At 55.9% G+C, this 13,768-nt stretch carries 15 protein-coding genes; 8 read left to right on the forward strand and 7 right to left on the reverse strand.

Annotated elements, in window-relative coordinates; genetic code table 11:
- Positions 1-4: 4 nt before the first annotated feature.
- Positions 5-976, reverse strand: coding sequence for a DUF808 domain-containing protein (locus ACR0AH_RS03995; protein ID WP_170732093.1), 972 nt, complete (start codon positions 974-976; stop codon positions 5-7).
- Positions 977-1,158: 182 nt separating this feature from the next.
- Here ACR0AH_RS03995 and gap (ACR0AH_RS04000) point away from each other — a divergent pair, with 182 nt between their 5' ends.
- The 3 genes from gap (ACR0AH_RS04000) (at position 1,159) to gap (ACR0AH_RS04010) (ending at position 3,463) form a co-directional block, all read left to right on the forward strand.
- Positions 1,159-2,160, forward strand: a complete 1,002-nt coding sequence (gene gap / locus ACR0AH_RS04000) for a type I glyceraldehyde-3-phosphate dehydrogenase (RefSeq protein WP_170393188.1) — start codon at positions 1,159-1,161, stop codon at positions 2,158-2,160.
- Positions 2,161-2,233: 73 nt separating this feature from the next.
- Positions 2,234-2,377 (forward strand): hypothetical protein, encoded by a 144-nt coding sequence (locus ACR0AH_RS04005; protein WP_010439846.1) that lies wholly within the window; start codon positions 2,234-2,236, stop codon positions 2,375-2,377.
- An 81-nt stretch (positions 2,378-2,458) separates the two neighbouring features.
- A complete protein-coding gene (gap, locus tag ACR0AH_RS04010; protein ID WP_480590505.1) occupies positions 2,459-3,463 on the forward strand; it encodes a type I glyceraldehyde-3-phosphate dehydrogenase in 1,005 nt (334 codons plus the stop codon).
- On the opposite strand, the gene coaD is transcribed toward gap (ACR0AH_RS04010), so the two are convergent.
- From coaD to ACR0AH_RS04025, 3 genes are all read right to left on the reverse strand, one after another.
- Entirely contained in the window at positions 3,455-3,946 is a 492-nt protein-coding gene (gene coaD, locus ACR0AH_RS04015; protein ID WP_170393190.1) for a pantetheine-phosphate adenylyltransferase, read from the reverse strand. The two genes, gap (ACR0AH_RS04010) and coaD, sit on opposite strands and share 9 nt — an antisense overlap.
- A gap of 82 nt (positions 3,947-4,028) precedes the next feature.
- Entirely contained in the window at positions 4,029-4,466 is a 438-nt protein-coding gene (locus ACR0AH_RS04020) for a CBS domain-containing protein (RefSeq protein ID WP_170405529.1), read from the reverse strand.
- 61 nt (positions 4,467-4,527) lie between these two features.
- Complete coding sequence (locus tag ACR0AH_RS04025) at positions 4,528-5,430, reverse strand: LysR family transcriptional regulator (RefSeq protein WP_170405527.1); 903 nt, start codon at positions 5,428-5,430, stop codon at positions 4,528-4,530.
- A gap of 104 nt (positions 5,431-5,534) precedes the next feature.
- On the opposite strand from ACR0AH_RS04025, the gene ACR0AH_RS04030 reads away from it, so the two are divergent.
- Together ACR0AH_RS04030 and ACR0AH_RS04035 are read left to right on the forward strand one after the other, a co-directional pair.
- The gene (locus ACR0AH_RS04030; RefSeq protein ID WP_170405524.1) at positions 5,535-7,034 is read left to right on the forward strand and encodes a CoA-acylating methylmalonate-semialdehyde dehydrogenase; all 1,500 of its coding nucleotides are present in this window, start codon (positions 5,535-5,537) and stop codon (positions 7,032-7,034) included.
- Positions 7,035-7,222: 188 nt separating this feature from the next.
- Positions 7,223-7,822 carry a L,D-transpeptidase gene (locus tag ACR0AH_RS04035; protein WP_170610467.1) on the forward strand — a complete coding sequence of 200 codons (600 nt, stop codon included), beginning with the start codon at positions 7,223-7,225 and terminating at the stop codon, positions 7,820-7,822.
- Between the two features lie 78 nt (positions 7,823-7,900).
- Here ACR0AH_RS04035 and ACR0AH_RS04040 read toward each other — a convergent pair whose 3' ends face one another.
- The gene (locus ACR0AH_RS04040; protein ID WP_170393195.1) at positions 7,901-8,377 is read right to left on the reverse strand and encodes a fasciclin domain-containing protein; all 477 of its coding nucleotides are present in this window, start codon (positions 8,375-8,377) and stop codon (positions 7,901-7,903) included.
- Positions 8,378-8,448: 71 nt separating this feature from the next.
- Positions 8,449-9,300 (reverse strand): class I SAM-dependent methyltransferase, encoded by an 852-nt coding sequence (locus tag ACR0AH_RS04045; protein ID WP_480590508.1) that lies wholly within the window; start codon positions 9,298-9,300, stop codon positions 8,449-8,451.
- Between the two features lie 135 nt (positions 9,301-9,435).
- On the opposite strand from ACR0AH_RS04045, the gene ACR0AH_RS04050 reads away from it, so the two are divergent.
- The gene (locus tag ACR0AH_RS04050; protein WP_480590511.1) at positions 9,436-10,551 is read left to right on the forward strand and encodes a carboxylate-amine ligase; all 1,116 of its coding nucleotides are present in this window, start codon (positions 9,436-9,438) and stop codon (positions 10,549-10,551) included.
- Positions 10,552-10,553: 2 nt separating this feature from the next.
- Here ACR0AH_RS04050 and ACR0AH_RS04055 read toward each other — a convergent pair whose 3' ends face one another.
- Positions 10,554-11,414 carry a hypothetical protein gene (locus tag ACR0AH_RS04055; protein ID WP_480590514.1) on the reverse strand — a complete coding sequence of 287 codons (861 nt, stop codon included), beginning with the start codon at positions 11,412-11,414 and terminating at the stop codon, positions 10,554-10,556.
- Positions 11,415-11,573: 159 nt separating this feature from the next.
- On the opposite strand from ACR0AH_RS04055, the gene ACR0AH_RS04060 reads away from it, so the two are divergent.
- Together ACR0AH_RS04060 and ACR0AH_RS04065 are read left to right on the forward strand one after the other, a co-directional pair.
- A complete protein-coding gene (locus ACR0AH_RS04060) occupies positions 11,574-12,716 on the forward strand; it encodes an acyl-CoA dehydrogenase family protein (RefSeq protein ID WP_480590517.1) in 1,143 nt (380 codons plus the stop codon).
- Between the two features lie 8 nt (positions 12,717-12,724).
- Positions 12,725-13,765: an enoyl-CoA hydratase/isomerase family protein gene (locus ACR0AH_RS04065; protein ID WP_480590520.1), complete on the forward strand. Its 1,041-nt coding sequence runs from the start codon at positions 12,725-12,727 to the stop codon at positions 13,763-13,765.
- Positions 13,766-13,768: the final 3 nt, after the last annotated feature.

Below are 13,768 nucleotides of genomic sequence, written 5' to 3' on the forward strand. Positions count from 1 at the left end.
GATTTCAGTGTTTATTCGCAGATCCCGAAATCGCGCTGATCGCGGGGGACAGCAGCTTGGTTGCCACCGGTATCAGCGCCAGCCCATAGGCCAGACCGAATACACCATCCATCGTCGCCTTCGCGATCCACTTTACCGCGCCTGCCCATTGTTCAGACACAGCATGACTCGCAGCATTTGCCCAGTCGTAAATGTGATGGCCCAGCCAGCCAAAGCCCAGGACCTCCATACCGTGGATCATGATCGACCCGCCGACCCACAGCATCGCAGCAGTACCAACGATAGACAGAACTTTCATAACAACGGGCATCGCTTTGACGAGGCCCCTTCCCGTTCCGCGCCCTATCGGCGTCGGCGCGTTTTGCGCCAAATACAGGCCGACATCATCCATTTTCACGATCAGAGCGACCGAGCCATAAACGGCGACGGTGACCCCAACGCCCACAACGGCCAGCGTAGCGGCTTGCATCCACACATTCGGCGCTTCAATGGCCGCCAAAGCGATGGTCATGATTTCAGCAGACAGGATAAAGTCAGTCTTGATCGCACCCTTCACCTTCTTTTCTTCCAGATGGCCAGGATCAGGATTTTTCATATCCTCTTCGATCGCGTGGCTTCCGTGTGGGAACAGGACATGAAAAATCTTTTCGGCCCCTTCAAAACACAGATATGAACCACCGAGCATAAGCAGTGGTGTGATCAACCAAGGCGCAAAATTGGCTAGTAGCAATGCCACTGGCAACAACAGAATGATCTTGTTGAAAATCGATCCGCGCGCGATGCGCCAGATGATCGGCAGTTCCCGCGCCGGGGCAAAACCCTGAACGTATTTGGGCGTCACGGCCGCATCGTCAATGATCACACCCGCAGTCTTGGCCCCAGCCTTGCCGGCAGCGGCCACCACATCGTCCACCGAGGCCGCCGCAACCTTTGCAATGCCCGCCACGTCGTCCAACAGGGCCAACAGACCACTCATCGCGCTTCCTTTCCATTCATCTGTTCGATCGGACCCTACCTGATCCAACGGCTAGCGCAAGCGTTAGCGCAATCGGCGCAGGTTTGCGCTAACACCTTAAAAATATGCCATTTTTGCCCTTTTGAGATTCAATATTCGCGGCTATATGGCCTGCAACGCAAGCGCATTTTTGGAGACGTCGGATGACCATCAAGGTCGGTATCAATGGTTTTGGCCGCATCGGCCGCTGTACTCTGTCGCACATCGCCGCATCGGCGCGCAACGACATCGAAGTGATCAAGGTCAACGCCACCGGCCCGCTGGAAACCTCGGCGCATCTGTTGAAATACGACAGCATCCATGGACGTTTCCCACGCGACGTCTCGGTCGAAGGCAACACCATGGATCTGGGTCGCGGCCCGATGGAGATGTTCTCGACCTACGATATGAACGAGCTGGACTGGGAAGGCTGCGATGTCGTTCTGGAATGCACCGGTAAATTCAACGACGGCCTGAAAGCCAAAACCCATCTTGAGCGCGGCGCTGGTAAGGTTCTGCTGTCGGCTCCCGGCAAAAATGTCGACAAGACCATCGTATTTGGTGTGAACCACAACAGCCTGACCGCAAACGACAATATGGTGTCGAACGGTTCTTGCACCACCAACTGCCTTGCTCCGCTTGCCAAGGTTCTGGACGAAGGTATCGGCATCGAGCATGGCATCATGACCACGATTCACGCCTATACCGGCGACCAACCGACGCTGGACCGTCGCCACAGCGATCTTTATCGCGCCCGCGCTGCCGCCATGTCGATGATCCCGACGTCCACTGGCGCCGCTGCGGCACTGGGAGAGGTTCTGCCGAACCTCAAAGGGCGCCTGGACGGCTCGGCCATCCGCGTGCCCACTCCAAACGTCTCGGCCGTTGATCTATCATTCCGCGCCTCGCGCGACGTCACTGTCGAAGAGGTCAACGCCATCGTCGAAGAGGCAGCGAAAGGCCCGATGCAGCGCGTTCTAGGGTATGAGCCCGCGCCGCTGGTTTCGACCGATTTCAACCACACCGAAGAAAGCTCGATCTTCGCGCCGGATCAGACCCGTGTGGTCGACAACCGTATGGTGCGCGTGCTGGCGTGGTATGACAACGAATGGGGATTCTCGGTGCGTATGGCGGATGTCGCCGTCGCGATGGGCCGCCTTAACTGACCCTTTGGACATAGCTTGTACCTTTATTCCCGCTCAGGTTATCTGAGCGGGCATTTTCGTTCAGGGCGCAGAAATGACAAATCAAATCGCCATCTGGCTTGGAATCCTAATTCTGGGCGGTCTGATGCTGGACGTGGCACTATTCGGCACCGAACACCTGCTGTTCCTGGGCAAGAAGCTCTACGATTTCCTGGATTGGCTCGCCTTCTGGCGCTGACAGAGGTTTTTCTTGACTTTCGCGCCAATCTGGCTTTGTTAGCGCTAACCATCTATGGACCATGTTCTGACGGAGCGCATTATGACACTCAAGCTGGCAATCAATGGATTTGGACGGATCGGGCGCGGCGTTCTTCGGGCCGTCATGGAATCCGGACGTACTGATGTTGAAATCATCGCAATCAACGATCTGGCAAAGCCCGAAATGAACGCACATCTGTTCGAGTTCGACAGTGTGCATGGACGCTATTCCAAACCCGTAAGTCTGACTGATGCAGGTCTGGATGTGGGTGCTGGGCCCGTCCGGCTGACCAGCGAGCGTGATCCCGAAGCACTAGACTGGTCTGATGTGGATGTGGTTCTGGAATGCACCGGTGTTTTCCGGACCCGTGAAGCAGCTGAGCGGCACCTGAAAAACGGATCAAAGAAAGTGTTGATCTCGGCCCCTGCCCGTGGCGACGGCGGCGTGAAGACAGTCGTGTTCGGCGTGAACGATCATGAGTTAACCGCCGACGATATCGTTGTTTCCAATGCCTCGTGCACCACCAACTGCCTGTCGCCGGTCGCGGCGGCTTTGGACGCAGGACTAGGTATCAAACACGGCAACATGACCACAGTTCATGCATATACGGCCAGCCAACCGGTTCACGACACTGCAGGCAAAGACCCCTACCTGTCGCGCGCAGCTGCGCTGTCGATGATTCCGACGACAACTGGCGCGGCATCGGCTGTTGGTCTGGTTCTGCCGCAGCTTGCTGGTAAGTTGACCGGGCAAGCCATTCGTGTCCCCACGCCCAATGTTTCAGTCGTTGATCTGGTTGCTGAGGTTTCGCGACCGACGACCGAAGAAGAGGTCAATGCCCTCTTTGTAGATGCCGCCGCCAAAATCCCCGGTGTGCTGGCGGCCGAGAATCGCCCCTTGATCTCGATCGATTTCAACCACGACTCGCACAGCTCGACGGTTTCACTGGCTGAAACCAAAGTAACTGACGGCACATTGGTTCGTGTGCTTGCATGGTACGACAACGAATGGGGCTTCTCGAACCGGATGCTGGACACTGCCGCCGCGATGGGCGCGCTATCCTAACCGCTCTTTCAAGGCGGAATTGACGCGGGGCGTGACGAATTTTGACACGTCCCCGTTCAATCTGGCGATTTCTTTGACCAGTTTCGACGCAATGGCTTGATGCCGTGCCTCTGCCATCAAGAACACGGTCTCAATCGAGTCGTCCAACGCGCGATTCATCCCAACCATCTGGAATTCATACTCGAAATCCGCAACCGCACGCAGTCCGCGCACGATGATCTGAGCGCCTACATCGCGGGCGCAATCGATCAGCAGGTTTTCAAACGGATGCGCGACAATCTCAGTGCCAGTCTGCTCGGTTAGATGGGCGCATTCGGCCTCGATCATCGCGACACGCTCTTCCAAAGAAAACAGCGGGCCCTTGTCCCGGTTGATAGCAACACCAATGACGAGCTTATCCACCAGCGCAGCCGCGCGGCGAATAATGTCTATATGACCCATGGTGATAGGGTCGAAAGTACCGGGATATAATCCAACCCGCATTGGGCTCTCCAGCGCAACAATATTTCTGCGCAAGCAAACATAACTTTGCCGCAGGTGCAAGAGGCTGAAACAGCCCCCGCGTTCAGTGCCCCATGATCATGCCCTCAAGCGCGTCTTTTTCCATAGCAAGTTCAGCCAGTTGCGCCTTGACCGCATCACCCAGCGTAACGATGCCGACCAGTTTGCCATCTTCCAATACAGGCATGTGGCGAAATCGACCTTCGGTCATCTGGGACAGGATAGACTCAACAGTATCCTGCTGGCTGGCGGTCACAAGTTGCTTGGTCATATAGTTGCTAACGGGTTTATCCAAGCATCCGCTGCCGCTGGCAGCCAACTCGCGAACAATGTCTCGTTCGGATAAAATGCCCGCTGCCGTCTGCCCCCCATCCTCGGAAATGACCACAGTACCAATCCGCTTTTCCGCAAGAATCTCGGCAGCCTGAGAAACGGATGCCGTTGGCTCGACCGTCTCCACACCGCCGCTGGCCTTGGATTTGAGAATGGCCTGTACAAGCATAAGCGAAAACCTCCGGAATTACGTACTGTTTTCCAAAGCGTTGCCGGAATGTGTGAATGTGTCAAGGTGAAGCTTCGCGCTCAAGCCGCGCTACTTCGTCCCGTATTCCGCGCGTCAACGCCTCGGCAAAGCGGTTCAACCGCTCATTGCGCTGATCGCCCTGATGGCGGACCAGATAGAACCCCCGGGTCAGACTGACCTGATCCGTCAGGATTTTCTGCAATCCCCGATGGAACGGCAATGTGAAATCATGTGCCACGCAGACCCCTGTTCCCAGCGAAACTTGTCGCAGCTGAACGGAAACAGAGTTTGATGCAAGCGCGACACGTTCAACACCAATGTCGTTGAGATAGTCCAGCTCGCGGTCGAAAATCATGTCCGGAATATAGCCTATCATCCGATGCCCTTTTAGATCCTCGATGGATCGAATTTCGGCGTGACGACTCAGGTATTCCTTCGTTGCGACCATATGCAGCCGATAGTCGGATATCTTCTGCACCAGCAGTTTCCCTGCGGTGGGCGCACTGACTGTTACCGCCATGTCGGCCTCTCGCCGGGATAGGTTGATGATGCGCGGCAACGCCAGGATCTGAATGTCGAGATCAGGATTGGCATCGCTGATCTTGGCGCAGACCTGTGGCAACAGGTAATTGGCACTACCATCCGGGGCACCAATTCGGATCTGACCGCTTAGCGATTTGGCAGAGCCTGACATGACACCAGTCGCTGCACGCATAGCTTCTTCCGCCTGCAGCCCATGCTCCATCAGGCGTTGTCCTGCAGTCGTCAACACATAGCCCTGCTGTGATTTCGTGAACAACACCGCGTCCAATGCCGCTTCGAGCCGCGCGATTCTGCGCCCGACTGTCGCCGGGTCTATCTTGAGAACCCGCCCCGCACCCGAAAGGCTTTCATCGCGCGCGACCGCCAGAAATACCCGCAAATCATCCCAATTCGGCGTCATGCTCTACCCTTTGCATTTTTGCAAAACTGATTTGAAATATTGCCTCTGTTCAGGTGATTTTCGCAAGTCTATTCTTCGCGCAACTTAATCCGGAGGAGTTTGCAATGCAGAACCTGACCCATTTCATCAACGGCGAAAATGTCGCTGGCACATCTGGCCGCTTTGATAATGTATTCAACCCAGCAACGGGTGAAGTGCAGTACCAATGCCCGATGGCCAGTGTCGCCGAGACCACCGCTGCGATCGAAGACGCTGCAGCAGCTCAGGTCGCTTGGGGCGCAACCAACCCGCAGAAGCGCGCGCGCGTTATGATGGCGATGGTTGGCTTGATGAACCGCGACATGGACAAGCTGGCCGAGGCTCTCAGCCGGGAACATGGCAAGACCATTCCCGATGCGAAGGGTGACTTGCAGCGTGGTCTGGAAGTGATCGAGTACTGCATCGGCGCGCCCCAGATGCTGAAAGGTGAGTTCACCGACAGCGCGGGCCCGGGCATCGATATGTATTCGATGCGTCAGCCGCTGGGCGTGGTCGCTTCGATCATGCCATTCAACTTCCCCGCAATGATGCCGCTTTGGCACGTTGGCCCGGCACTGGCCTGCGGCAACGCAGTTGTTCTAAAGCCTTCCGAGCGCGACCCCTCTGTTCCATTGATGCTGGCAGAGCTGTTTGTCGAAGCTGGTCTGCCCAAGGGCGTGTTCCAAGTCGTAAACGGTGACAAAGAGGCCGTGGACACCCTGCTGGACAGCGAAATCATTCAGGGCGTGTCGTTCGTGGGTTCAACCCCGATCGCGCAGTACATCTATGCTCGTGCAACCGCCAACGGCAAACGCGCGCAGTGCTTCGGTGGCGCCAAGAACCACATGATCGTTATGCCTGACGCCGATCTGGATCAGGCTGCTGACGCGCTGGTCGGTGCGGGTTTTGGCGCGGCTGGCGAGCGCTGCATGGCGATCTCGGTTGCCGTTCCTGTGGGTGAAGAAACCGCAGACGCACTGATCGAAAAACTGATCCCGCGCGTAGAAAAGCTGAAAGTCGGCCCCTACACAGCGGGCGACGACGTAGACATGGGTCCGGTTGTTACTGCTGCCGCGAAAGAGCGTATCCTTGGCCTGATCAACTCGGGCGTTGAGCAGGGCGCGAAGCTGGTTGTCGACAACCGCGACTTCAGCCTGCAGGGCTATGAGGACGGCTTCTTTGTCGGCCCGCACCTGTTCGACAACGTCACACCCGAGATGGACATCTACAAGCAAGAGATCTTTGGCCCGGTCCTGTCGACCGTACGCGCGGGTTCTTATGAAGAGGCGTTGAAACTGGCGATGGATCATGAATACGGCAACGGCACTGCGATCTTCACCCGCGACGGTGATACGGCGCGTGACTTTGCCAGCCGTGTGAACATCGGCATGGTCGGCATCAACGTTCCGATCCCGGTTCCGCTGGCCTACCACACTTTTGGCGGCTGGAAGAAATCGATGTTCGGCGACCTGAACCAGCACGGTCCGGACAGCTTCAAGTTCTACACCCGCACCAAAACAGTGACATCGCGCTGGCCGTCGGGCATCAAGGAAGGTGGCGAGTTCAACTTCAAAGCGATGGACTGATCATTCAGCTTACAAATCAGGAAACCCGGCCCTACATGGGTCGGGTTTTTTCGTGCATACGCCAGTTGCTGCCTGATCGCGTACCTCACAAGAAATTCAGAGGTCGCCCTCTGGAAAAAGCAGGCAATCACTAATATTTTATCGGTAATTCAACTATCCGAGCAGCTCATAACTCCCTGGAGGCAACCTTGTCCCAAAATCGTTTTACCCGTCGTCACGCCCTTTTGGGCGCTGCATCGCTGATTGCGGCCCCTGCTATCGTGCGTGCTCAAAGCACTGATGCTTTCCCACAGACCGAGGAAGCAATCAGCACGCAGCTTCCAGTACGTCGTAACATTTCATCGTTCTCGCAGCAGAATTGGCAGGATCACTTTGACGAGTTGGGCGTCGGCGCATTGTTGGCCGATATCACCAGCCGGGCTGTTCATTACTGGGGGCCGGATGGAACCTACAAGCTGTACCCCAGTTCTGTCCCGATGAGCGAAGAGCTGACCAAGCGCGGCTATACCAAAGTCACACGCAAGGCGGAGAACCCAAGCTGGACACCAACCCCATCAATGCGCGAGCGCGATCCCTCGTTGCCAATTCGCATGGAGGGTGGTGAACCTGGAAACCCATTGGGAACTCGCGCTATGTATCTTGGCTGGCCTGCCTACCTGGTTCACGGCACCTATGATACCCGCAAGATTGGACGTCAGAGCTCGTCCGGCTGTATTGGTCTCTATAACCAGCACGTTGAAGAGCTGTATCCGCTGGTAAAGGTCGGTACTCAGGTACGTTTGGTCTAAACGGCGAGTTTCTACACGAAACACAAAAAAGCCCCGTCCATCAGGAACGGGGCTTTTGTTTTCGTGAAGGTGGTAGATTTATTCGGGAATGATCACTTCGTCGACAACGTGAATGACGCCGTTGCTGGCTTCGATGTCGGCCTGCACAACTTTGGCACCATTAACTTTCACGCCATTTTTTGCGTTCACGCTTAGTCGGTCGCCTTGCACGGTCAGAACCTTCGCGCGCTTTCCTGCAATGTCGCCGGACATCACTTTGGCTGGCACGACATGGTAGGTCAGGATCGACACCAACTGGTCCTTGTTTTCTGGCAGAAGTAGGGTTTCAACAGTGCCTTCAGGCAGAGCTGCAAAAGCCTCATCCGTGGGTGCAAAGACGGTGAAGGGCCCATCGCCTTTCAGCGTATCAACCAGGCCCGCGGCCTGAACGGCAGCAACCAGGGTGTTGAATGACCCGGCAGCAACTGCGGTATCTACGATATCAGCGGCCTGCGCCTTGACGGGCAGTGCAAGTGCAAATGCGGCGGCAGCGCCCATGAATGTGCGGCGGAACATGGCTGTTAACTCCTCTCCAGCTTGTTATGGAAAGGGTTACGGGCCTGGGTTCGAACCGGATCACACAGAAATCAATTTTCTTTGAGCTGAACCCAGATGCTCTGCGCACGGCCCTCTTCTAGAAACGGCAGCGCTGCGACGGCGTCGGGGCGATCCTGCTGCAGGTAATGTCCGGGCCAAAGCATTGAATAGAAACCGGATTGCAGCAAGGCATGCAACATGTATTGCTCACCCCATCCTGGGCAGTCATAGAAGAACCGTTTGGGATATTCATAAGGCAGAAAAACATCGTGGACATGAATGACAACGCCGGGTTTCAGCGCCGGAATGACCCGACAGAATAGATGGGCGACATCGTTGCTCATCCGAACCACATGGCTTGAATCGATGAACAGAACATCCCCAGCGTCAAGCTGATCGAACAGCGCGGGATCTACTTCTTCCAGTCGCTTCTGCTCAAACTGATCGACGACATGGGCGATATCTGCGCGCGGGTACGGATCAATTGCCGTGATCGTCGTATCCAAACCACCATCTATGATCGCCTGCCGCGTCACGCGGGTAGAGTTCCCACAACCGACCTCGATCACGCGCTTGGGCTGAAAGCGGCGGATCATCAAGTAAAGCGCATCCGCATCCGGGCTATCGTAATATCCGTTGCCGGTGTGATAACCGGTTTGGTTTCGCGCCGGGTCCTTCAACGCAGCAAGCTCATCGGCATGGCGCGTATACTCTTTGATCAGTTGCGCGATATCGAATCCGTCCATCCCCGGTGACAGGGCATAGGCAGCCCTGTTCAATCCCCCTGCCCGTTCGAACGCTTCGAGCCGCGCCCGTTCATCCTGTTCTGTAACCTTGTCGATCAGCTTAACGCCCAACTCATCCAGGGCGGCATTGATCTGCGGAAATTTTCTGGGTTTCACGAGGACGGCTCCACATTGCGTTGCGCCCGCTCTTTACCTGTGCACGCAGGACCTCTGCAAGAACCGACAGGTCAAACCCTTGGCAAAACGCTAATTTCCGTATTCACTGATGTGAATTGACCAACGAGGGCCGCCATGCAGCAGGAATTCACGATCGGCATTGAAGAGGAATACCTGCTGGTCGATCAAGACAGTCTGCAGCTCGCCGAGGCGCCCGCAGCATTGATGGAAGCTTGTCAGGCAGATTTCGAAGGCCAGGTCAGCCCGGAATTTCTGCAGTGCCAGATCGAAGTCGGGACCCGCCCACATGCTACGATCAGATCGGCGCGCGAAGATCTAAAGCGCCTGCGTTCTTGTGTATCAAAACGTGCGTCCGAGTATAATCTGGCTCCGATCGCGGTCTCTTGCCATCCGTTTGCGAACTGGAAAGATCAACACCATACACGGAAAGAACGCTATGACGCCCTGCAGCATGCTTTGGGCGGCGTGGCGCGGCGGATGCTGATCTGCGGAATGCACGTGCATGTGGGCGTCGAAGATCAAGCCTTGCGCGCCGACCTGGTACCCCAGCTTTCTTACTTTCTGCCCCATCTGCTGGCGTTGTCGACCTCGTCTCCTTATTGGAACGGCGAAGACACCGGGCTTTCCTCCTATAGGCTCACCGTGTTCGACAATCTGCCCCGGACCGGTCTGCCCCCGGTGTTCGGCAGTTGGGGCGAATACGAACGCACCACCGGCGTGCTGGTCGAACTCGGCGTTATCGAGGATACCTCGAAGATCTGGTGGGACCTACGTCCATCTCACCGGTTCCCCACCCTAGAAACACGCATCATGGACGTACAGCCAAGGCTTGAACATACGCTTTCTCTTGCAGCGCTAGTGCAGGCGCTGACGCGGATGCTGTGCCGCCTGAAAGACCGCAATCTTCGTTGGCGGCAATATGATAAGTTTCTGATCGGCGAAAACCGTTGGCGCGCGCAGCGCTACGGTGTGGGCGAAGGTCTGATCGATTTCGGTGATCGCTCAATCAAGCCGATGGCTGAACTGATCGGAGAGCTGATGGGCATGTTGGCCGAAGACACTGAGGCATTGGGCACTATGACCGAACTCGCCCGACTTCGGCAGATCGCAGAAAATGGAACCTCCGCCACCCGCCAACGCCGTGTTTACGCTGAAGCTTTGGCGCGCGGGGATGATCCGGGCATGGCGGTGGTCAAGCACCTGATCGAGGAATTTCACGCCGACCTTTAAAGTCAAACCGCCGCCAAAATCTCTTTGATCCGGTCCGCTATGGGTTCATACAAATCGCGATCCGTCCAGTATCCGTTATGCGAAAGCGGGTTCCACGACGTAAAGATTTTGCCCGCATTGATCGGCTTATCCTTCAAGGCCCCACTTTGAGCGAGCTGTTCATAGCTTGGCGCGCTTTTGCCCAATGGAAAACCCAAAACATCATGCTTGTCATAGTAGTTTCGCCACCAGGTCGAAAACTGCAACGCAGGCGGCAGCGCGCGGTTCGGGGCCATGATCGGAAAAATCTCATTCTCGGGATATGCGAACAGAAAAATCGGAATATTGCACCCAAACGTCACGAGGCCAGCAACGGTTTTCATGTTTTCAACATCTGTCGGATGAACCGGTGAACCACCCTGGCGCAGATGTCTTTGCATGTCATAAATATAGTTCGACATTATGTGCCCACCCAGCGAATGCGCCAGGATCAGTACAGGCCCCTGTGGTCCGACCTGGTATTTGACGACCCCCATCACATTCTCGATTTTCTTGTGGATCGCCTCATAGATCTTATCGCCATCATCCGGGGTTGGTCGGTAAGAAGCAGCATCCGACAGATTGCACACTACAAACTCGCGCAGCTTGTCGTATCCAAGGCTGCGGTTGACCTTGCGCAGATATGCCTTTTGCCGCCCTTGCAGGATCTGTGCCCAGACCACCTCGTGCCAGATCACATCATCCATATCCGCGCCGACCCGGTTCGAAACGCGTCGTTTCAGCCCTTTGGAAAACGTTGGGGTCGTGGATGGGGGCTGGTTCTGAGGATTGTACTGGCTGCCCATGCCGTGAATCGCGATAACAGCAAGCTTGTGTGACGACATAAGAGTACTCCGTAATGATCAAGAAAGCAGAATTCCCGTAGTATACCTCACCGTCCAGAAATCCCCTAAATCGCCGGGTTTGCCGTCATTGAAAAATTTCTGTAAGGATTGAAGAATAAAACGCTCGTTCAATTCTATAGCCATCAGGAAGCACACGTCATGGATTTCGCGCTGACCGAAGAACAAACGGCCATTTTCGACATGGCCTACGCCTTTGGCCAAGACCACATCGCCCCCTTCGCGCGTCAGTGGGAAGCAGACGGAACCATCCCCAAAGAGCTTTGGCCCAAAATCGGCGAACTAGGATTTGGTGGACTTTATGTCTCGGAAGAGGCTGGTGGTTCTGGCCTGACGCGATTGGATGCGACACTGGTGTTCGAAGCGCTATCGATGGCCTGTCCCTCGGTCGCGGCGTTCCTGTCGATTCACAACATGTGCGCCAAAATGCTGGACAGCTTTGGCAGTGACGATCTGAAGTCCCGCATTATGCCAAGTATCCTCAGCCTCGAAACCGTCCTCAGCTACTGCCTGACGGAACCCGGATCGGGATCGGACGCTGCGGCGCTGAAAACGCGCGCTGAACAGACCAATGAAGGCTTCACGCTCAACGGCACGAAAGCGTTCATTTCCGGCGGCGGCTATTCGGATGCCTATGTCTGCATGGTGCGCACGGGTGAAGACGGCCCTAAAGGAATCTCTACCGTCTATGTCGAAGACGGCACGCCGGGCCTGAGTTTCGGTGGTCTGGAACAAAAAATGGGTTGGAAAAGCCAGCCAACCGCGCAAGTTCAGTTTGACGATTGCAAAATTCCATCCGGCAATCTGGTCGGGGCTGAAGGCGACGGTTTCAAATACGCGATGATGGGGCTGGACGGTGGCCGCCTGAACATCGCCTCCTGCTCGCTGGGGGCAGCTCAGAACGGTCTGGACATGACGTTGCAGTATATGTCCGAGCGCAAGGCCTTTGGACAATCGATCGATCAGTTTCAAGCGCTGCAGTTCCGACTGGCAGATATGGAGATTGAGCTACAGGCGGCGCGCACATTCTTGCGTCAGGCAGCGTGGAAACTTGATCAAGGCGCACCGGACGCCACAAAATTCTGCGCGATGGCCAAGAAGTTCGTAACCGAAACCGGATCGAAAGTCGTGGATCAGTGTCTGCAATTGCACGGTGGATATGGCTATCTGGCTGATTATGGCATCGAGAAACTGGTGCGGGATCTGCGCGTGCACCAAATTCTGGAAGGCACGAACGAGATCATGCGCGTGATCGTTGCGCGCCAGATGCTCTCCAATCGCTGAGGTCTTTGATGTCCGATATTGACATTCGCACCGCAGGCCGTGCCGGGCGCATCACGCTGACACGACCACACGCCCTGAACGCCCTTAGCTATGAGATGTGCATGGCCATCGATACCGCTCTGCGCAACTGGCGTGAGGATGATCAAGTCGATCTGATCATTCTCGATGCCGAAGGCGACAAAGCCTTTTGCGCTGGCGGAGATATTGCTGAGCTATATGCGACCGGCACCAAGGCGGACTATGCTTATGGCCAAACGTTTTGGCGCGACGAATACCGCCTGAATGCCTTGATTTTTGAGTACTCAAAACCAGTGATCAGCTTCCTGCAAGGTTTCACCATGGGTGGCGGGGTTGGCATCGGGTGCCATGGCAGCCATCGAGTGGTTGGAGAAAGCTCAAAGATCGCGATGCCGGAATGCTCAATCGGGCTGGTTCCTGATGTGGGCGGATCGCTGATGTTGGCGCTGGCGCCGGGGCGATTGGGCGAGTATCTGGGTACCACCGGCCACCGCATGGGGCCCGGAGATGCGATCTATGCCGGGTTTGCCGACCATTTCATTCCCCAAGAGCATTGGGCGGGGCTGATAGACCAGTTGGAAGCCTCTGGACGGGCGGAACTGGTGGATGAGCATGCAGTGCCCACACCGGATAGCCCCTTGGCTGAAATGCAGGGCGAGATCGACAGGCTATTCAGCGGAGAAAGCCTTGGCGATATCCTGAACAGCTTGCGCAGCGATGACACAGAATTTTCGACGAAAATTCTCGGCACACTGCAGCGAAACTCTCCTATCTCCATGGCTTGTGCTGTCGAGATGTTGCATCGGCTGCGCGGAACCAACCTGACATTGCAAAAAGCGCTGGATCTGGAGTACCGGTTTACCTATCGCGCGATGGAGCATGGCGATTTTCTGGAAGGCATTCGCGCCCAGATCATCGACAAGGATCGCAACCCGAAATGGCAGTTTGCTGATTTGGATGTGCCTGCAGTCGCGGTGTCCAAGATGCTGCAACCGCTCGGTGCGGATGCACTAAGCTTTTCAGAGGAGTAAGGG

It is taken from the genome of Ruegeria sp. AM5 (assembly GCF_056540645.1).

Coding starts and splice junctions, on each gene's coding strand:
- ACR0AH_RS03995 (WP_170732093.1), bottom strand. CDS start 976: ATGAGTGGTCTGTTGGCCCTGTTGGACGACGTGGCGGGCATTGCAAAG.
- gap (WP_170393188.1), top strand. CDS start 1,159: ATGACCATCAAGGTCGGTATCAATGGTTTTGGCCGCATCGGCCGCTGT.
- ACR0AH_RS04005 (WP_010439846.1), top strand. CDS start 2,234: ATGACAAATCAAATCGCCATCTGGCTTGGAATCCTAATTCTGGGCGGT.
- gap (WP_480590505.1), top strand. CDS start 2,459: ATGACACTCAAGCTGGCAATCAATGGATTTGGACGGATCGGGCGCGGC.
- coaD (WP_170393190.1), bottom strand. CDS start 3,946: ATGCGGGTTGGATTATATCCCGGTACTTTCGACCCTATCACCATGGGT.
- ACR0AH_RS04020 (WP_170405529.1), bottom strand. CDS start 4,466: ATGCTTGTACAGGCCATTCTCAAATCCAAGGCCAGCGGCGGTGTGGAG.
- ACR0AH_RS04025 (WP_170405527.1), bottom strand. CDS start 5,430: ATGACGCCGAATTGGGATGATTTGCGGGTATTTCTGGCGGTCGCGCGC.
- ACR0AH_RS04030 (WP_170405524.1), top strand. CDS start 5,535: ATGCAGAACCTGACCCATTTCATCAACGGCGAAAATGTCGCTGGCACA.
- ACR0AH_RS04040 (WP_170393195.1), bottom strand. CDS start 8,377: ATGTTCCGCCGCACATTCATGGGCGCTGCCGCCGCATTTGCACTTGCA.
- ACR0AH_RS04050 (WP_480590511.1), top strand. CDS start 9,436: ATGCAGCAGGAATTCACGATCGGCATTGAAGAGGAATACCTGCTGGTC.
- ACR0AH_RS04055 (WP_480590514.1), bottom strand. CDS start 11,414: ATGTCGTCACACAAGCTTGCTGTTATCGCGATTCACGGCATGGGCAGC.
- ACR0AH_RS04060 (WP_480590517.1), top strand. CDS start 11,574: ATGGATTTCGCGCTGACCGAAGAACAAACGGCCATTTTCGACATGGCC.
- ACR0AH_RS04065 (WP_480590520.1), top strand. CDS start 12,725: ATGTCCGATATTGACATTCGCACCGCAGGCCGTGCCGGGCGCATCACG.